Raw genomic sequence first — 17,460 nt, 5'->3', positions numbered from 1 at the left:
GAGAACCTGACGCTGTTGCTGACGTAAATATGTCGGGTTTAAGAACCCGACACCACTTCAATCAATTTTATGAATAAGTTAGGCTTTGATAAATGGATCGTCGTCATAACAGTAACGACGGCCGCTCTGCTGCAAACCATCGACTCGTCGATCGTAAACGTTACGTTAAACCAGATGATGGGTAATCTTGGCGCATCACTTGGTGATATTAGCTGGGTCGTTACAGGCTATGCAGCTGCCAGTGCGGTTATGATTACCATGTCAGGCTGGTTAACGGCTAAGCTTGGTCGTCGGAATTACTTTGCCGCGTCGATTATTATGTTCACCATCGCATCGGTGTTCTGTGGTACGTCTACCAATGTATGGGAACTGGTATTTTTCCGGGTTGTACAGGGTATCGGTGGAGGTGGGTTGTTAACTACGGCTCAATCCATTCTGATTCAAACTTTTCCGAAAGAAGACCTGGGTATTGCCAACGCTATTTTTGGGATGGGCGTAATTATTGGGCCGTCCATTGGACCAACCCTTGGTGGATACATCACGGACAACTTGTCGTGGAACTGGGTGTTTTACATCAACATTCCATTCGGGATTCTGGCTACGTTTCTGACATATACCTACATTAAGGAACCCGCCGAGAAGATAGCGGCCGGTAAGATGGACTGGCTAGCGCTAATATTGCTCACGATGGGCATTGGTGGCTTGCAGATCATTCTGGAAAAAGGCGAAGAAAAAGACTGGTTCGACTCGTCTTTCATCGTGGGAATGTCTATTGCAGCTGGTGTTGGATTGATTGGTTTTATTTGGCGTCAATTAGCCGTTAAAATACCCATTCTGAACCTCCGGTTGCTGCTCCAGCGTCGCTTTGCGGTGGGAACACTGTTCAATTTTATTCTGGGCTTCGGTCTGTTTGCGTCGGTCTTCATTATTCCGGTTTTCTGCCAGACCATTCTAGGGTTTACGGCCAGTCAGACGGGTTTATTGCTGATGCCCGGTTCCATTATGACGGGTGTAATGATGCCGATTGTAGGGGCATTAATGGGTAAGAATTTCATCTCACCCATCTGGTATGCGGCTATTGGTTTTCTGATGTTCTTCGGCTTTTGTTTCGATTTGTCGACTATCAACCTTGTGGCTGGTCCTGATGATTTCTTCTGGCCTTTGATCATTCGTGGTGTTGGTATGGGGTTGATTTTTATACCGTTAACAACGATCACGCTGGCCGATTTGAAAAATATCGACATACCTCAGGGTTCGGCTTTAACGGGTATGATTCGTCAGTTGGGTGGTACATTCGGAACGGCAATTATGACGACTTATATCTCAACACGCACGGTGTTTCATGCATCTCGATTGTCAGACAATGTCTCGATTTACAACCCATTGTCGGTTGAACGGATCAAGCAGTTTACGGGTCTGTTCCTCTCGAAAGGAGATGCCCTGATGGCCGCCACGAGCAAAGCCTATGGTATGATGCAGGGAGCCGTTATGAGGCAGGCATTAGTAATGACTTATGCCGATACCTTCCTGGTTATCGGCGCCTTCTTCCTGGTGTGTGTACCGCTACTGTTGTTGTTTGTTGGTAAGAAAATCGAAGCACCTGCCCATACCGAAATGGTGATGGAGTAGAGGCTAACTATTACGGTTTTTTATTTGGTTCGATTGATAAAAGACCGGGGGATTTTCCTCCGGTTTTTTTGCTTTACACCCTACTACCTACTGAGAAATAGGCGTATAAGACCTTCGGGTTAACCACCATTCTACAACGATCAAATTGGGTACCCAGCATAACCAGGCAACGATAGGGTAGGCTATACTAAAAGGCAGATTAAGGAGAGCTAGCTCGACAGGTAGAATGATACGTAGGGTGACGGCAGCTAACGTAACGGCATAACTTCGGTACATCCAGGCACGATGTTGATTAACTTGTTTACGCCGTATCGTTTGATAGGCACGTAAGGTTGTATAAAACCAGACAACAGCTAACATGGCGAAACCTAAACCAGCTATCCAGCCCGTATCGGAAAAAAAAGCAGCGTAAAATGCGCCCACGCTGGCCAGCAAAATACTGACCACATACACTTTTCCCAACTGCCTGTGCAAAGACAAATTACGTTGCCGACGTTTTACTGATAACTGAAACGGGCCCAGTGCTAAGGCTACAGCACCCAGGCCAACATGTGTCCAGAAGGCAATTCGCCAGATGATATTCTGAAGCGGTTTATGCTCTAGAAAAGGGGATGGGCGATTTGGAATAAAATAAGTCAGGGCGTACAAAGCCACAATCAGAATTAAGGCATAAGCTAAATAGAACATCGCCTTTTTCAGGAAGATAGTCATCGCTATGATTGTATTGTTGTTTTAAGTTATTGATTCGTAGTGGGTAAATGGTCGCATTGCTACTAGTTGATTAGCTGCATCAGCCAGCCGGTAATCAGTCCGCCATATACGCCTAGCACGTGACTCAATACAGCGAGCAAAACGCCAACAGGCGCTAAGGCCGGATGGAAAACTGAGGCCACCGCCGGAGCAGTTGAGACCCCGCCAATATTGGCCTGACTTCCAACGGCCACAAAAAAGTAAGGCGCTTTAATGATTCGGGCCGTAACCAGCATAAACAGGATGTGAATCAGCATCCAGATCACAGCCACCAGAAACAATCCCATGTTTCCACCCAGATTGGAGAGGTCGAGCCGCATGCCGATGGTCATGATGAGGAAATATACAAACAAGGTTGCCAGATCGGTAGTGCCGAGCTTTTCCAATTTGCGTAATCGGGTGAATGAAAGGGCGATACCAAGCGACGTGGAGAGAATAACGACCCAAAGAAAGTTGGATGTGAATGGGTCTAACCCATAGGTTGCTAACGAGGCTTTGTAAGGCTGCAATGTGGTTGATAACACATACGCCAGAGCATGTGCAATAGCGCCACCACCGAATCCCAGTGCTAAAATGGTGCTCAAATCCAATAAGTTAGCAGGACGGTCTGGCTCTTCTTTATACGCCAGGATTCGCTCTTTTACTTCGTCAATTGAACTTGTGTCGGCATGAAGCCATCTGTCAATTTTATTCCGGTAGGCAGCTCCATAAATCAGGCAGGCTGTCCAGGTTGTTGACACCACGGCATCGACAACCAGAATAATAGCAAAGAGTGCTTCACTACAACCATAAATCTCTTTCAGCGCCAGCTGACTACTGCTGCCACCAATCCAACTCCCTGAAATAGTCACCAAGCCTTTCCAGTATTCATTGGTAATAGCTTGCTCCCGAAAGCCGGGAAGTAGCCACATAACCATATAAAAAGCGATAGGTGCTCCAACGATAATACCGATTGTGCCTGACAAAAACGTAATCAGCGCTTTTTTACCTAACCGCATGATTGACCGTAAATCGGCGGTCGAGGTCAGGAGTACTAAAGCTGCTGGTAGCAAATAATTGGTGGAGACTTTATACAGACTCGATTGCTCGCCCGAGATGATGCCAAGGCTATTCATCGTGGCCGGAAAAATATAACAGAGCAGTAAGGCAGGTACATACGTGTAGGCCCGCACCCAGAATGGGTGAGCCGACTGCGACGTTTTGAAGATAAGGGTCAGTACTACCAGAAAAATGCCCAGAACAATGGCGTCGTTGGTGATGAGTGGTTGCATCAATACAGTCGGATTGCTTAACGCTCAGGGATTGAATATAACTGATATAGGCGACCTTACCGCATCGGCTCGTTTCTCCTGGGAGAAATAGTAATAGGACTTTCGCTCGGAGCCGTGCCACGGTTCAATTGATCTGCCTGGATAACCGTGGCACGGCTCTGAGCGAAAGTCCTAAGTAGTATGCGTAAAGAAGTTATCGCTTTATCAACATACCGTCAACCATCAATCGCTTAAGAAAATAAACGTATTCTGATTCAACGAGGGCATGAGAACAATTACCATAAAAGACATTGCCCGTGAGTTAAACCTGTCCACATCAACAGTGTCGAGGGCTTTACGGGATAGTTCGGAAATTGGTATTGAAACGAAAAAACGAGTCCTGGAACTGGCTCAGCGACTGGATTATAACCCAAATCCGGTGGCGTTGAGTTTGCTTAGTAGCCAGAGCCACGATATTGGCGTTATTGTGCCGGAAATAGCCAATCCGTTCTTTGCTATCGTAATTGCCGGTATTGAAGATGTCGCTTTTGCACAAGGTTACCACGTCGTTATTTACCAAAGTCACGAAGATTATGAGCGAGAGGTGTTGAACGTAAAACATATTTCCAACCGACGAAAGGATGGACTTTTGGTGTCGATCGCCACGGCAACAAAAGATTACTCCCACTTCAAAAGCTTACATGAACGCGGGTTCCCGATTGTGTTCTTTGATCGAATTTGTGATGAAATCGACACGCATAAAGTATTGGTCGATGACTTTGAGGGCGCTTACTCAGCCACCGAACACCTGATCAAGCAAGGCTGTGAACGTATTTTTCATGTAGCGGGACCAGATCATCTGCTTATCAGCCGTCGGCGATTACATGGCTACCGGGCCGCCCTGTTGGATTATGGCAAACCTATTCAGGACGATTGGGTCGTATCCTCAGCCTACAATGCCAATAATTCACTGGAAGTAGCCCGCGAGTTATTAGCGAAGCCTGAGCGACCTGATGGTATTTTTGCTTCCAGCGATAATATTGCCATTGGTTGCCATGCTGCCATCATTGAAGCGGGTTTGTCAATGCCCGATGAGATTGCACTAATCGGCTTTTCGGACCTGCCAATCTCCGCGTTGTTAAACCCGCCACTGAGTTCAGTGGCGCAACCCGCGTTTGAGATGGGTCGGTCGGCCGCCGAACTCTTGATTAATCTGATCAAAAATCCGGGTAAATACACAACACCAATCAGCAATGTATTAAAGACGAGTTTAATGGCCCGGAAATCTTCCTTGCGCAATGTCAGCGTTGAGTAGACGATTATAATTCTGCAGTATTTGACCTCACCCCAACCCCTCTCCTGAAAACCAGGAGAGGGGCTAAAAGTGACGGTATTGGCCCCTCTCCTTATTTCAAGGGGAGGGGTTGGGGTGGGGTAGACAATAGCCTAATTAAAACCCCGCGGCCTGCCCATCTTTCCGCGACTCTGTAGCGCCGTGGTAGACTTTGTTTTTAGCGTCGTACATAATGGCCTGATAACCACCATAACCGCCCAGTCCGTAACCTATTTTATGGCCCTTGCGCATCAGATCACGGATAGTTTCGTAGGGATAGCCCGATTCTAGTGTGATTTGTCCTGAATCGACCATCTTCTCGCCCGTTGGTTCCGATGATCCCTGATGGTCAATGCGAGGGGCATCTCCGGCTTCCTGCGGATTCATGCCGAAGTCAATCATGTTTATAATGATCTCTGCATGACCCAACGGCTGAAAACTTCCACCCATCACCCCGAAGCTCATAAACGGCTGCCCATCTTTGGTGATAAAAGCAGGAATGATTGTCTGGAAAGGGCGCTTGTGTGGGGCAAACGTATTATTCTGCCCATCGATCAGGCTATATAATTCTCCCCGATCCTGAAACATGAACCCTAGTCCATCGGCCACCATACCAGAGCCAAACCCCCGATAATTGCTTTGAATCAGCGAAACCATGTTGCCTTCTTCGTCGGCTACAGTTAAGTAAATGGTATCACCCTGGCGCAGGGCTGGATTGCCCGCATCCACGCGACTGGCTGCCCGGTTTGGGTCGATGAGTTTGCGCCGTTCGGCTGCGTACGATTTGCTGATCAGCTCATTAACAGGAATTTTGGCAAATGCGGGATCGGCGTAGTATTTGGCGCGGTCTTCGAATGCTAGTTTTTTTGCTTCTACAAACTGATGAATGTGTTCAGGACTACCCCAGGCAACTTTCGAGAAATCATAAGGTTCCAGCAGATTCAGGATTTGCAGCGTCGCAATTCCCTGGCTATTTGGTGGTAATTCCCAAACATCGTAACCCCGATAGTTGGTTGAAACAGGTTCCACCCATTCGGAGGTGTGATCGGCCAGGTCTTTAGCACTCAAATAGCCGCCCACTTTTTTCATGAAGGCATCAATCGTTTGAGCAATCTCACCTTTATAAAAGGCGTCGCGGCCCCCTTTTGCGATTTTCTCTAACGTATTGGCCAGCGCTGGATTTTTAAAGATTTCGCCCCGTTTCGGTGCCGCTCCGTTGGGTGCATAGGTCTCCTTTACGTTTGGATACTTGCCGAATCGGGCAATCATAGAGGCCCAGGAAATGGACGCTTCGTCGTGAACGGGATAGCCTTCGCGCGCATAACGAATAGCGTGCGACAGAATTTTCGGCATGGGTGTTTTCCCAAATCGCTTGTGTAACTCAAACCAACCATCCACGCAGCCCGGCGTCGAAACGGGCAGCGGGCCATCGGATGGAATATGCGTTAGTCCTCGTTTCTGAAATTCGGCTAGTGTCAGGCTGTAAGGCGACCTGCCCGATGCGTTCAGTCCATACAGTTTTTTGGTTTTTGCATCCCAGACAATAGCAAACAAATCGCCCCCGATGCCATTAACGTGCGGTTCGACCAGCCCTTCCATCGCGTTGGCTGCAATAGCCGCATCAATCGCATTCCCACCTGACCGAAGTACATCAATACCAGCCTGGGTCGAAAGAGGGTGTGACGTGCAGACCATACCGTGTTGAGCCATCACAACAGAACGAGTAGCAAAGGCTTTACCCATGAGCCGATCCTGCGCAAAAGTGGACAAGCCTAGACTAAACAGAAAACAGGAGAGGAGGATAGCTTTTTTCATGAAGAGGTTGTATGAAGTTCTAAACGGTTGTGCCACAGTGGTTAGACCGTGGCACAAGATAACAAAATGCCCATTTTTTTGACAGGATTTACAGGATAAAACAGGATTAGACATCACAGAAATCCTGTTTTATCCTGTAAATCCTGTCAAAAAATATCGCTTTCGCGCTTGTTGCCAAATGAAATAAATAATTGCTCCCACACAAATTGCGCTTGGCAGAATCTGGCTATACGGTTTATACTGCGACAATACCGTACCCGAAAAGGCCGAAAGAAGCGCGCTGTAGGCTGACAGCATTTTGTAAATATGCTCGTATAACCACCAGGTTTTGAGTCGCTCATGAAGCCAGAAATGCTTTAGTAAATCGTATCCCGCAACGAGAACTAAAGCCGATAATGTTGGGTAAACGACCGCTGGAGACCAGTTGCCGCCAGTTAATTGCATCGATATCAGATACAGTCCACCCGCTATAAGTACTCCACTCGTAATCAGTACATCAATGGTAGAGGATGGGCGCTCACGAAGCCGAACGGCGCGATAACCTGAGTATCCAACGTAACCACCTAACAGTGTTAGAATGACTAAAAAAGAGCTTGATCGGAAGAAAAGAATGCCAATAAATGCCGTTCCGACAACGACAGTGAGTAGGTACAGGAAATAACGACCGTAGCGAATATGCTGTCGAGGGCGATTTTTATAGAACAGAGCAACCAGACCGATGAGTAAGCCAATCGTGCCCAAAAGTACGTGAACAATGATATTGATCGTGTGAAGCGTTTGCATGAAAACAGGGCACCGGGGTTAGTGAATTGCCGGGGCGTTTTCAAAATTGATCCGGTAAAATCTGTGGCAAAAGACAAACGTGACCAACTACGGTCGCCTGTGACGAAAACCGTTTGTCACGGAGTCGATGGTGTTGCTAATTCCAGGTCGTAAATTGCCCTATGCAACGTCCACGACTTCTAGATCATTTCGTCATTCGCAACCTGATCGGGTTGGGCGCTCTACTGGCCGTTCACTACCTCACCGACCTGTATGCGATTGAGCAACGGCCGGGTTTTTCGAAAGTATCGCCTTATTTATACTTGCTGTTGCTCTACGGATGGATCGTTTTTCACAACCGGATTCTGTTTGAGCGACTGTTTCTTCAAGGCAAAAAAGCCCTTTATTTTGGTTGCCTGTTTCTGTTGATGGTGATTGGTTCGTTCAACATGAATTTCATTCTACATACTGAATTTAGTATCTCCCGATCATTGCCCTTCATTGTTAATTATTGGGTGTATACCGTAACAGGCTTAGGCGTTTTCGTTACCTATCGTTACCTTAATCCAGTTTCCGGGACAGTAAAACTGCTACCTCCAGCCATGCCTGCATTACCTGAGGAAACAGGTTATTTTTCCTGTATGGTAGACGGCGTTCGTCAGAACATTGCTTATGCCGAGATTCAATACCTTGAAAGCCTTGAAAACTACCTGAAGATTTTTACGAAGCAGAAAGTCTACGTCACTCGACTAACACTAAAAGAAGCCGAGGAACGATTGCCCAAACGCCAGTTTATCCGCATCAGCCGATCGTACATTGTGCATATGGCGCAAGTGGATAAACGAGAGCCGGACGCCTTCTGGATTGGGGCAAAAGAACTGCGAATCGGGCGAGTGTATAAACGATACGTTGCGGAGCAACTGGCGGGCGAGTAGCTTATGCCCAATCAAAAACTGCCATCGAATACCTGCCCTGTTTTCAGGTCTTTCAATAAAAATGAATTGACGGTTCCAATGCCAGAAAATTCAACTTTGACGCCGTACACCTGATGCAGTGGCTTGGTGTAGGTCGCTTCGTAAACCTGTCGACCATCAATAAATATTCGGGCTCGTTTATTGACGACTTGCAATTTTAGCATCCCACCTGCCCGAAAGTCGGCCCCCATAAAACTCAGATCGTCACGATGCCCGTTTTTATGGATGTCGGACGTTTGTAAGTCAATCCAGTGAACACAACCGGGCTTCATGACATCGAACAAATGCTGTGACGACTCGCCCCAAACCGTAAGCCCCACCTGCGAACAACGAACACCCGCCCGGTCAGGTGAGGTTTGAACATGAGTCGTTAATTCAAAATTATCTCCGTTTATGGTGGTTGGATGGCTGTTAATGAACTCCATAAAAAATGTCCGATTGGTATCGACACCGGCATGGGCCGCTTCAAGCGTACTGACACTTCGTTGCCCATTGACAAAAAGATTTCGGACCTCAATTGGATAAACCCGTGTCGTGTCATGCATCATATTGGCAGTGACAGTCCAGCCTTTGGTCTGCAAATAAACTGTGGCCGTATCTACTGACTGACCATTCCGTTGCAGAATGGCGAAATACCGACCCGGCCGCTCATAATAGTGCGTATACAGGCTATCGGTTGAGTTTATGATTTCCTTTTTACCATCCCCAAACTGAATCATATACTGGTCGGATTCGTCGTTCGTGAGGGTTGGGCGCTGGAGTTTGAAAACAGCCGAATGTGGGTTCTCGCCAAGCGGATTCAGGCAAGTCAGTTTTGCTGGTTCAGCGGTTTCAACTGTTGATCGGAAAAAGAAAAAGCCGAGGATTGCTAGTAAAACAACACCAGTCAAAACAGGCAATGGCCATTTTCTGGTCGGGGCTACTGTTGGGGGATGGTGTTCCAGGATAACAGGAAGTGGCTCCCTGATTGGTTCCTCGGATTTTTGTTCAGGGTGTCGTTCCGCCCATTCCTGAACCTGTACAAAATGTTCCCAGTCGGGATGGCCGAGGTAGATGGCCAGCGCATCCCGAGTCGCTTTTTGAGGATAATACCGTACATCGGTCTTGATCTTTCCGAAAATACGCTTCAACGTATTCGGGCTAATGCGTACGTGCGTTTTCTTAAACAGGATGTGGCTCAGGCTAACGTAGTCGCTATTAATCCACTTGTCCCGGTCGGGCTTCCCGTAGGTTTCGCTTACCCGCTGACAACAAACTTCTATATAATAAAAGATTTCGGCCTTGCCTTGTTGTCCATTCTCCGTAATCATATGCGCTAATCCGCTGTACTTTAGCTAGTTAAGTTGTCCATAATTTCGATCAACAAAATGAGCAACCTCACGTACCAATCACCATATAGTCCAAAATTACCTTTGCATCATCGCATTTGGCTTGAATCAATCTGCGAGAACAATTGGCATAGAAACTATAAATATCTGAATATTATGCGACAAAAACTTTTACTGTACTGCCTTGTTTTTTCCGGGTGGTTTTTGCCCCTTATTACCCAGGGAAGCCCACATATCGGTAACATCACCGCCGAAACAATCCTGGCTGATGACCGAATCGTTTCGGGAACAATTACCGACGAAAAAGGAGTGACGCTACCCGGTGTGAGTGTATTGCTTAAGGGTACACAACGCGGAACGGTTACCGATAGCAAAGGTCAGTTTCAACTGGCCGTTCCAACGAATACAGCTGTCTTCGTAATCAGTTTTGTGGGTTATCTGAGTCAGGAAATAACCGTTGGTAACCGTACAACTATCGACATACAACTTACGCCCGATACAAAAGCCCTGGAAGAAGTGATTGTGGTTGGCTATGGTACGCAACGGAAAATTGAAACAACGGGCTCAATTGCTTCCGTTAAAGCCGCTGACCTACTACAAACGCCCGTTGCGAACGTAGCGCAGGGATTGCAGGCACGCGTAGCTGGGGTACAAATCACCCAAAATTCAGGTGCTCCGGGCGGCAATGTCAGCGTACGAATTCGGGGAACGAACTCGATTAACGGCAGCTCTGAACCATTGTATGTGATTGACGGTATTCAGATTTCCAATAGTGGCGGTATTTCTGACGTGAGCCCGCTTTCGCAAATTAATCCCAATGATATTGAGTCGATTGAAGTACTAAAAGATGCCTCAACGACAGCCATTTATGGCGCTCGGGGCGCAAATGGTGTCGTGCTGATCACGACAAAACGTGGTAAAGATGGAGGCACGCGGGTTAGTTACGATGGCTACGGTGGTGTGCAACAGGTTAACAAAACACTGGATGTGTTGAACGCCCAGCAATTTGCCCAACTCGAAAATGAAGTCTATAAACGGGCCATTTATGCCGATCCCACAACGCTTGGGCAAGGGACGAACTGGCAGGATTTGATTTTCCGGAAAGCCGCTATGCAAAGTCACCAACTCTCAGTATCGGGCGGTAATCAGAAAACGCAACTGGCCCTTTCATTGAACTATTTCAATCAGGACGGGATCATTAAAAACTCAAACTTTACCCGATATTCATTCCGGTCAAACATCGACCACCGCCTGTCAGACCGTGTTCGGGTTGGCACCAGTTTATACTATGGCTACTCGGTGAACAACGGCGTTGGCGTAGGCGGAACGGGTTCCGACGTGACCAGCAGCCGGGCGGGGGTATTGGGGGCGGCCGTTGCTGCTCCACCAACGCTGGTACCATATCGGGCAGATGGCAGCGTGTTTCCCTTTCAGGATCAGATGAATGGCCAGTATCAGGAGGTCTCAAACCCACTGAACTACATTACGCCCATCAATCGGCAGACGACCCAGCGAATTCTGGCGAATGTATATATTGAGTTTTCACTGCTGAAGGGCTTAACGTATCGCCCCAGCTTTAACGCCGATCTGGGGAATACACTCTCGGAATATTACTCGCCTTTATCGCTGCTGAGTCAGTCCCAACTGGCATCGGGTGGTGGCAATGCCTCGAATACCAGTTCGTATAGCCGGACGCTGCTGCACGAAAGCATTTTTACGTACCGAACCCGATTGGCTGAACATCATACCCTTACGGTTACGGCTGTGTTAGCTACACAAGCCAATGTAAATCAGAACTATAATCAAACCGCATCTAATTTTCCCAACGATGTAACCGAGAATAATTCGGTTGGGTTGGCCGTAAATCAACGTATTAATAGTGACAAAAGTAAGTCCAGGCTGGATTCGTACCTGGGCCGGATTAACTATGGCTATAAGGACAAATATTTTCTGGATTTGACGGCTCGTGCCGATGGCTCCAGCAAGTTTGGCGAGAATAATAAGTACGGATTTTTCCCCGCAGTAGCCGGTGCGTGGCGCATTGTGGAAGAATCGTTTATGAAATCGGTGCCGGTTATTTCTGACTTAAAACTGCGTGGAAGCTGGGGGATTACCGGGAATGCCGGAGCCATTGATCCCTATCAGTCATTGGCTACAGTTAGCGCATCGGGTTTGAACTACAACTACAATCATAACCCCGTTACGGGCATCAACCCTGCCGCCATTCCGAATCCGGATTTGAAGTGGGAGCGATCAACACAGGTCGATATTGGGCTGGATGTTAGCCTGTTCCACAATCGCCTGTCGCTTGTTGCCGATTATTACAACAAACGCACTGATAACCTGCTGTTTCAGAAAGTATTACCTATGTCATCAGGCTACACAGCACTGACCGGAAACTTCGGTTCAATTCAGAATCGTGGCGTTGAACTAGCCGTCAATGGCCGGATTCTGCCGGGTGGTGGCCGGAATCTACAATGGGATGCGTCGGCCAATATTACCTTCAATAAAAATCAGGTACTGGCTCTCGACGGGATTCTGGATGAACTACCGCGTTCGGCTTATGCATTGCTCAAAGTTGGGTATCCAATGGGACTTTACCGGACGTATATATTCGATGGCATCAGTCAAACCGGTGATGCGATTGTGCCGGGTTATGATGGACGTCTGGGTGGTCAAAAAGTAAAGGACATCAATGGCGATGGCACCATTACCGCAGCCGATCAACTAATCGTGGGCAATTCGCAACCCAAATACATTTTCGGCTTCTCATCGTCCCTCCGCTATCGGGGCTTCGACCTGAACCTGTTTGTGCAGGGTGTGCAGGGTAACAAGCTCATGAATCTGTTCCGCTATACGTTCGAAACAGCGCTGGGCCAGCAGAATGTGCTGGCGGGTCTGGCGAATCGCTGGTCACCAACGAATCCGAATAATGAATATGCCAGTGGATTTCAGGGCGGCCGGTTACCCATTTCGGATCGATACGTTGAGGATGCTTCATTCGTTCGGTTGAAAAACATTTCACTGGGTTACACATTCCCGAACGTCGGCCCGGCCAAAATCAAAGGCATTAGTCAACTTCGGATTTACGTAAGTGCCAATAATGCATTTACCATCACGAATTATTCTGGCTACGATCCGGAAGTGAACAATTTCGGCAACGCGACTACGCAGTTCATCGATAACGGAACATACCCCATTGCCCGGTCGTATCTGGGCGGTTTACAGATAACCTTTTAAAGAGCGAATGAGTGAATGAGCGCTTCTCCATTGCGATGAAGAGCTGTTATAGGCTACTAAACTGCCCTTTTACTCACGCACTCTTTCGCTCATTCACTCTTTCACTCATTGTTTTCCCATGAAAAAACAAACCCTGCTGCTGATGGCTTTGTCGGGCCTGACGTTGTCGTGCAGCAAACTGGAAGAATCGGTGTATTCGTCCATTTTTACGACTAATTTTTATAAAACGGCGTCGGATGCGGAAGCCGGACTTACGTCGAGCGCTGGTTCGCTGATCAACCTATATGGGTTTCCGTTAGTGGCCGCTTCAGATTTTGCGGCCGATCAAGCTTATCCTCGTGGTGTGGTTGGTCGCAATACGATCACCTTGTTTACGTACGATCCTTATTTCACGGCGCAACGAAATTCAGGTCGCCATGAAACGGAAGGGCCACAGGGTGTCTGGCGATTCAGTTACAAGGGTATTGAAAATGCCAACTGGGTAATCGAAAAAGTGCCCTCGATTCAGATGGATGCACAGCGCCGGACGGAAATTGTAGCCGAAGCTTACGCGCTACGTGGTCTTTATCACTGGACGCTGACCAAGACGTTCAACGAAGTCCCTATAAAAACAAAAGCCAGCACGAGCGAAACCGAAGCACTCGTTGTTAAAAGTCCACGTGCCGATGTATACAAGCAGATTTACAACGATTTGGATCAAGCGATTGCCGGACTGCCTTCTTACTCAGCCAGTTTGGTAAAAGGGCGCCCGTCGAAAGAAGCGATTCAGGGGCTTTACGCCAAAGTTGCACTGTATAATGAAGACTGGGCGAAGTCGTTGCAGCTGGCGCAGGCCGTCATCAATTCGGGTAAATATTCACTGATGACGAACGTGCTGGATGTATTCGATGTCGACAAAGAGGATGCGGCCCGTGTCGAAAATATGTGGGCTGTTGAGGCTGATCGGGTAACGCCCAGCCGCTGGTTAACCGTTATGGGTATTGCGGGCCCCAAAAACAGTAGTGGACCCGATTATGCCAAAGTATCGTATGGTTCCTGGTTCGCCTATCAGGCTTTCTTCGATTCCTTCGATCCTAAAGATAAACGTCGCCAATTGTTGGATACGACCTATCGGGATGTTTCGGGTAGTATCGTTCACCAAAAAGACGTCACGCCCATTACGCCCAAAGGTGTTCTGATCCGTAAGTACCGCGACCCTAATTCGATTGCCGAAGCCAACAACTGTAACTTCCCGATCATTCGGCTGGCCGATGTGTATCTGATTGCTGCAGAGGCTGAAGCGCGTCAGAATGGGGCAACGGCCACCGCTTATGGCTACATCAACACCATTCGCAAACGGGCGGGTATGGCCGATCTGACGCCGGGACTCAGCAAAGACGACTTTATTGCTGCCGTTCTTCAGGAACGCTCCTGGGAGCTCTTCGCCGAAGCCGACCGCTGGTTCGATCTCACCCGGACCAATATGTTCCTGACGGTTATTCCCAAAGCAGTAAACGACGTTTATCCAACGCGCACTCCGCAAGCCAAACACCGCTATTACCCTATTCCGCTGGAAGAAATCCAGGCTAACCCGAAATTGACGCAGAATGCCGGTTGGGAATAGTTATTTATTTAATTCAAACTTTTCTGACAGGATTTACAGGATGAACAGGATTATTATTTAGAAAAAGGAAATCCTGTTCATCCTGTAAATCCTGTGAGAAAGAAACTTTTCGATTTCAATGAAAAAATATATTCGTTTAGCCGCTGTTTTGGGATGGCTTATGGGGCTTCATCAGTCGGTAAATGCCCAGTCGAAGTTGCCGTCTTATAGTGGTATTTATCCGCACCTGGCGATGTACAATAACGAAGGAGAATGTGGGACGGGGGCCGTTGTTCCCTGGGCCAACAAACTCTGGGTTGTTACGTATGGCCCGCATTTACCTTTCGGATCATCAGATAAATTGTACGAAATAAATCCGGATTTGAAGCAGATCGTTCGGACTGAAAGCATTGGCGGTACACCTGCCAATCGGATGATTCACCCGGAAAGCAACCAGCTTTTTATTGGCCCCTACGCCATTGATAGTAAGGCGAATGTGCGGGTTATTCCTTACAAAGTAATGCCTGGTCGCCATACCGGCAATGCCCGCCATCTGACCGATCCAAAGGGGAAAATTTATTATGCAACCATGGAGGAGGGTTTTTACGAAGTGGACGTAAACACCCTGACTCCCACGATGCTCTATGAGGATAATAACGTCAAGAATCCAAAAGGAACTGACGAGTCGAATAATCAGCACTCGTCCCTATTGCCGGGTGCTCATGGGAAAGGATTCTATTCGGGACAGGGTGTAACGGTGTACTCAAACAATGGAGAGCCAGGTCAAAAAGCGCTTGAGCAGTTCGATATTCCTTCTGGATCACTCTCGGAGTGGAATGGTAAAGACTGGACAGTCGTACGCCGAAACCAGTTTGTCGAAGTGACTGGCCCCGGCGGTATTTATGGCAATAAGAACCCCGAAACTGACCCGATTTGGGCTACTGGCTGGGATCATAAATCTGTTCTATTGGGAACTCGGGATGCGAAGACGGGCTGGCATTTTTTTCGGTTGCCCAAAGCCAGCCATTCCTACGATGGCGCGCACGGCTGGAATACCGAATGGCCGCGTATTCGAGACGTCGGTACAGTACAAAAGGCTGATTATCTGATGACAATGCACGGTATGTTCTGGCGATTCCCTGAAACGTTTACGGCCAGTAGTACGGCTGGTATTCGTCCCCGGTCGGCCTACCTGAAAGTGATTGGCGACTACACCCGCTGGAATGAACAACTGGTGTTTGGCTGTGACGACTCGGCGCAAAAGGAATTTCTGAACAAGCGAAAAGCCAAAGGCAACCTCGAAGGCCCTGGTCAATCGAATTCAAATCTATGGTTTACCTCTCTTACCTTACCCGACCAACTTGGTCCTAACACCGCCGAAGGTGCCGTTTGGTTGAATGAGGCAATCAAAGCCAACGAAACTTCAGACCCATTTTTGTTTGCCGGCTGGTCCAACCGCTCGGCCTGGGTGCAAAACAACAGCGATGGCGAGGTAGTCGTTACGTTTGAAGTCGATAAAACCGGTAAAGGGAACTGGGTCCCATTGCAAACAACGACTGTTGGTGCCCGAAGTGCTGCCCATGTTGCGTTCGCGGCAGATGCTTCTGGTGAGTGGATTCGTATTAAGCCTGGCAAAACGGCTAACCTATCGGCGCATTTCTTTTACGCGGATACTGATACCCGAACCTCCGCAACCAACTCGCTTTTTTCTGGCCTGAGCAGCGTTAATACGGCGAATACAGCGGGCGGTTTGCTATACGGATTGGGCAAAAATAGACGGGCGTTGGGCATGGCCGCGCTGACGTACAAAGGCGGCCAACCTTCCGATGTAGGCTATTATGAACTGGATGGCAGCATGAACTTACGCCGGAAAGACGATGCTGACATGCTGAAGTTCATTAACGATAAATTCGCCATCCCGCAGAAAGCTGTAACAGTCGATGAAGCGAGTATTCTGGTGGTGGATGATAAAGGACGACGCTGGCGACTACCGTTGGGCAACGATACGTATACCAATCTAACAAATCAGGGTGCCTTACGGATTTGCCGGGAAGTGGCCACGGAGCGGGATATGTTCAACTGCCACGGTACGTTTTATGAACTCCCTGCCGAAAATGCTGATGGATACGCCAAGATACGCCCAATCGCTTCTCACAACCTTCGTATTAATGATTATGCTTCCTACCGTGGTCTGCTGGTTATGACGGGCATTGATCTGCAATCGGCGGCAAAAAATGAGCACATTATTGTATCGGATGATAAAAAAGCAGCCGTCTGGGCTGGAGCCATTGATGATTTGTGGAAACTAGGCAAGCCAACGGGTCACGGTGGCCCCTGGAACAACACAGCCGTGAAAGCTGATGAAGTCTCCGATCCGTACTTAATTGGGTTTTATGACCGACGGAGTTTGCAGCTTTCTCACAAGTCAACCGTACCGGTAACGTTCACTATTGAAGCCGATCCCGTGGGCAATGGCCCCTGGATGGCCTATAAGACAATTACGGTTGAGCCAGGAAAAACCACCAATTATGAATTTCCCAGGGATTTTCAGGCCCGTTGGATTCGGTTTAAAGCCGACAAGGCTTGCCAGGCATCAACAATGCTTCGGTATAATTGAGGGTGCGATAGATGACGCTTACGATGCCGTTAGGTATCGAATGTTTATAGAAAGTGAGGTAGTGTGTGCGGGCATGCCGTAGGTATGCTATTTGACCTAGACTATGTTTGTTGCATACCTACGGCATGCCCGCACACACTACCTCACTTTCTATAAACATTCGACCCTTTCAGGGTCATT

Annotated in this window: 11 protein-coding genes; 6 read left to right on the top strand and 5 right to left on the bottom strand. The window is 48.1% G+C overall.

The features are described from left to right. Nucleotides 1–69: 69 nt before the first annotated feature. Complete coding sequence (locus tag GO755_RS34440; protein WP_157589986.1) at nt 70–1,629, top strand: DHA2 family efflux MFS transporter permease subunit; 1,560 nt, start codon at nt 70–72, stop codon at nt 1,627–1,629. A gap of 87 nt (nt 1,630–1,716) precedes the next feature. Here GO755_RS34440 and GO755_RS34435 read toward each other — a convergent pair whose 3' ends face one another. Next, nucleotides 1,717–2,340, bottom strand: a complete 624-nt coding sequence (locus tag GO755_RS34435; protein WP_157589985.1) for a DUF2306 domain-containing protein — start codon at nt 2,338–2,340, stop codon at nt 1,717–1,719. Nucleotides 2,341–2,402: 62 nt separating this feature from the next. After that, the gene (locus GO755_RS34430; RefSeq protein WP_157589984.1) at nt 2,403–3,650 is read right to left on the bottom strand and encodes a DUF819 family protein; all 1,248 of its coding nucleotides are present in this window, start codon (nt 3,648–3,650) and stop codon (nt 2,403–2,405) included. A 265-nt stretch (nt 3,651–3,915) separates the two neighbouring features. Between GO755_RS34430 and GO755_RS34425 the strand changes: the two genes are divergently transcribed. Then, nucleotides 3,916–4,944: a LacI family DNA-binding transcriptional regulator gene (locus GO755_RS34425; protein ID WP_157589983.1), complete on the top strand. Its 1,029-nt coding sequence runs from the start codon at nt 3,916–3,918 to the stop codon at nt 4,942–4,944. A gap of 135 nt (nt 4,945–5,079) precedes the next feature. Here GO755_RS34425 and ggt read toward each other — a convergent pair whose 3' ends face one another. Together ggt and GO755_RS34415 are read right to left on the bottom strand one after the other, a co-directional pair. After that, on the bottom strand, nt 5,080–6,777 hold the full coding sequence (gene ggt / locus GO755_RS34420; protein ID WP_157589982.1) for a gamma-glutamyltransferase: 1,698 nt from the start codon (nt 6,775–6,777) through the stop codon (nt 5,080–5,082). Between the two features lie 129 nt (nt 6,778–6,906). Beyond that, nucleotides 6,907–7,560 (bottom strand): hypothetical protein, encoded by a 654-nt coding sequence (locus GO755_RS34415; RefSeq protein WP_157589981.1) that lies wholly within the window; start codon nt 7,558–7,560, stop codon nt 6,907–6,909. Between the two features lie 161 nt (nt 7,561–7,721). Between GO755_RS34415 and GO755_RS34410 the strand changes: the two genes are divergently transcribed. Next, entirely contained in the window at nt 7,722–8,474 is a 753-nt protein-coding gene (locus tag GO755_RS34410) for a LytR/AlgR family response regulator transcription factor (RefSeq protein WP_157589980.1), read from the top strand. Nucleotides 8,475–8,485: 11 nt separating this feature from the next. Here the strand turns inward: GO755_RS34410 and GO755_RS34405 are convergent, their stop codons facing one another. Continuing rightward, nucleotides 8,486–9,823 carry a hypothetical protein gene (locus GO755_RS34405; RefSeq protein WP_157589979.1) on the bottom strand — a complete coding sequence of 446 codons (1,338 nt, stop codon included), beginning with the start codon at nt 9,821–9,823 and terminating at the stop codon, nt 8,486–8,488. Nucleotides 9,824–9,997: 174 nt separating this feature from the next. Between GO755_RS34405 and GO755_RS34400 the strand changes: the two genes are divergently transcribed. From GO755_RS34400 to GO755_RS34390, 3 genes are all read left to right on the top strand, one after another. Then, entirely contained in the window at nt 9,998–13,081 is a 3,084-nt protein-coding gene (locus GO755_RS34400; protein WP_157589978.1) for a SusC/RagA family TonB-linked outer membrane protein, read from the top strand. Nucleotides 13,082–13,199: 118 nt separating this feature from the next. Then, nucleotides 13,200–14,684: a RagB/SusD family nutrient uptake outer membrane protein gene (locus GO755_RS34395; RefSeq protein ID WP_157589977.1), complete on the top strand. Its 1,485-nt coding sequence runs from the start codon at nt 13,200–13,202 to the stop codon at nt 14,682–14,684. Nucleotides 14,685–14,802: 118 nt separating this feature from the next. Next, on the top strand, nt 14,803–17,280 hold the full coding sequence (locus tag GO755_RS34390) for a hypothetical protein (RefSeq protein ID WP_157589976.1): 2,478 nt from the start codon (nt 14,803–14,805) through the stop codon (nt 17,278–17,280). Nucleotides 17,281–17,460 lie beyond the last annotated feature (180 nt).

Origin of the sequence: Spirosoma arboris, assembly GCF_009754945.1 — a bacterium.
Lineage (GTDB): Bacteria > Bacteroidota > Bacteroidia > Cytophagales > Spirosomataceae > Spirosoma > Spirosoma arboris.
The sequence above is the reverse complement of the archived record's forward strand: the minus strand, read 5'-3'. Positions and strand labels throughout refer to the sequence as shown.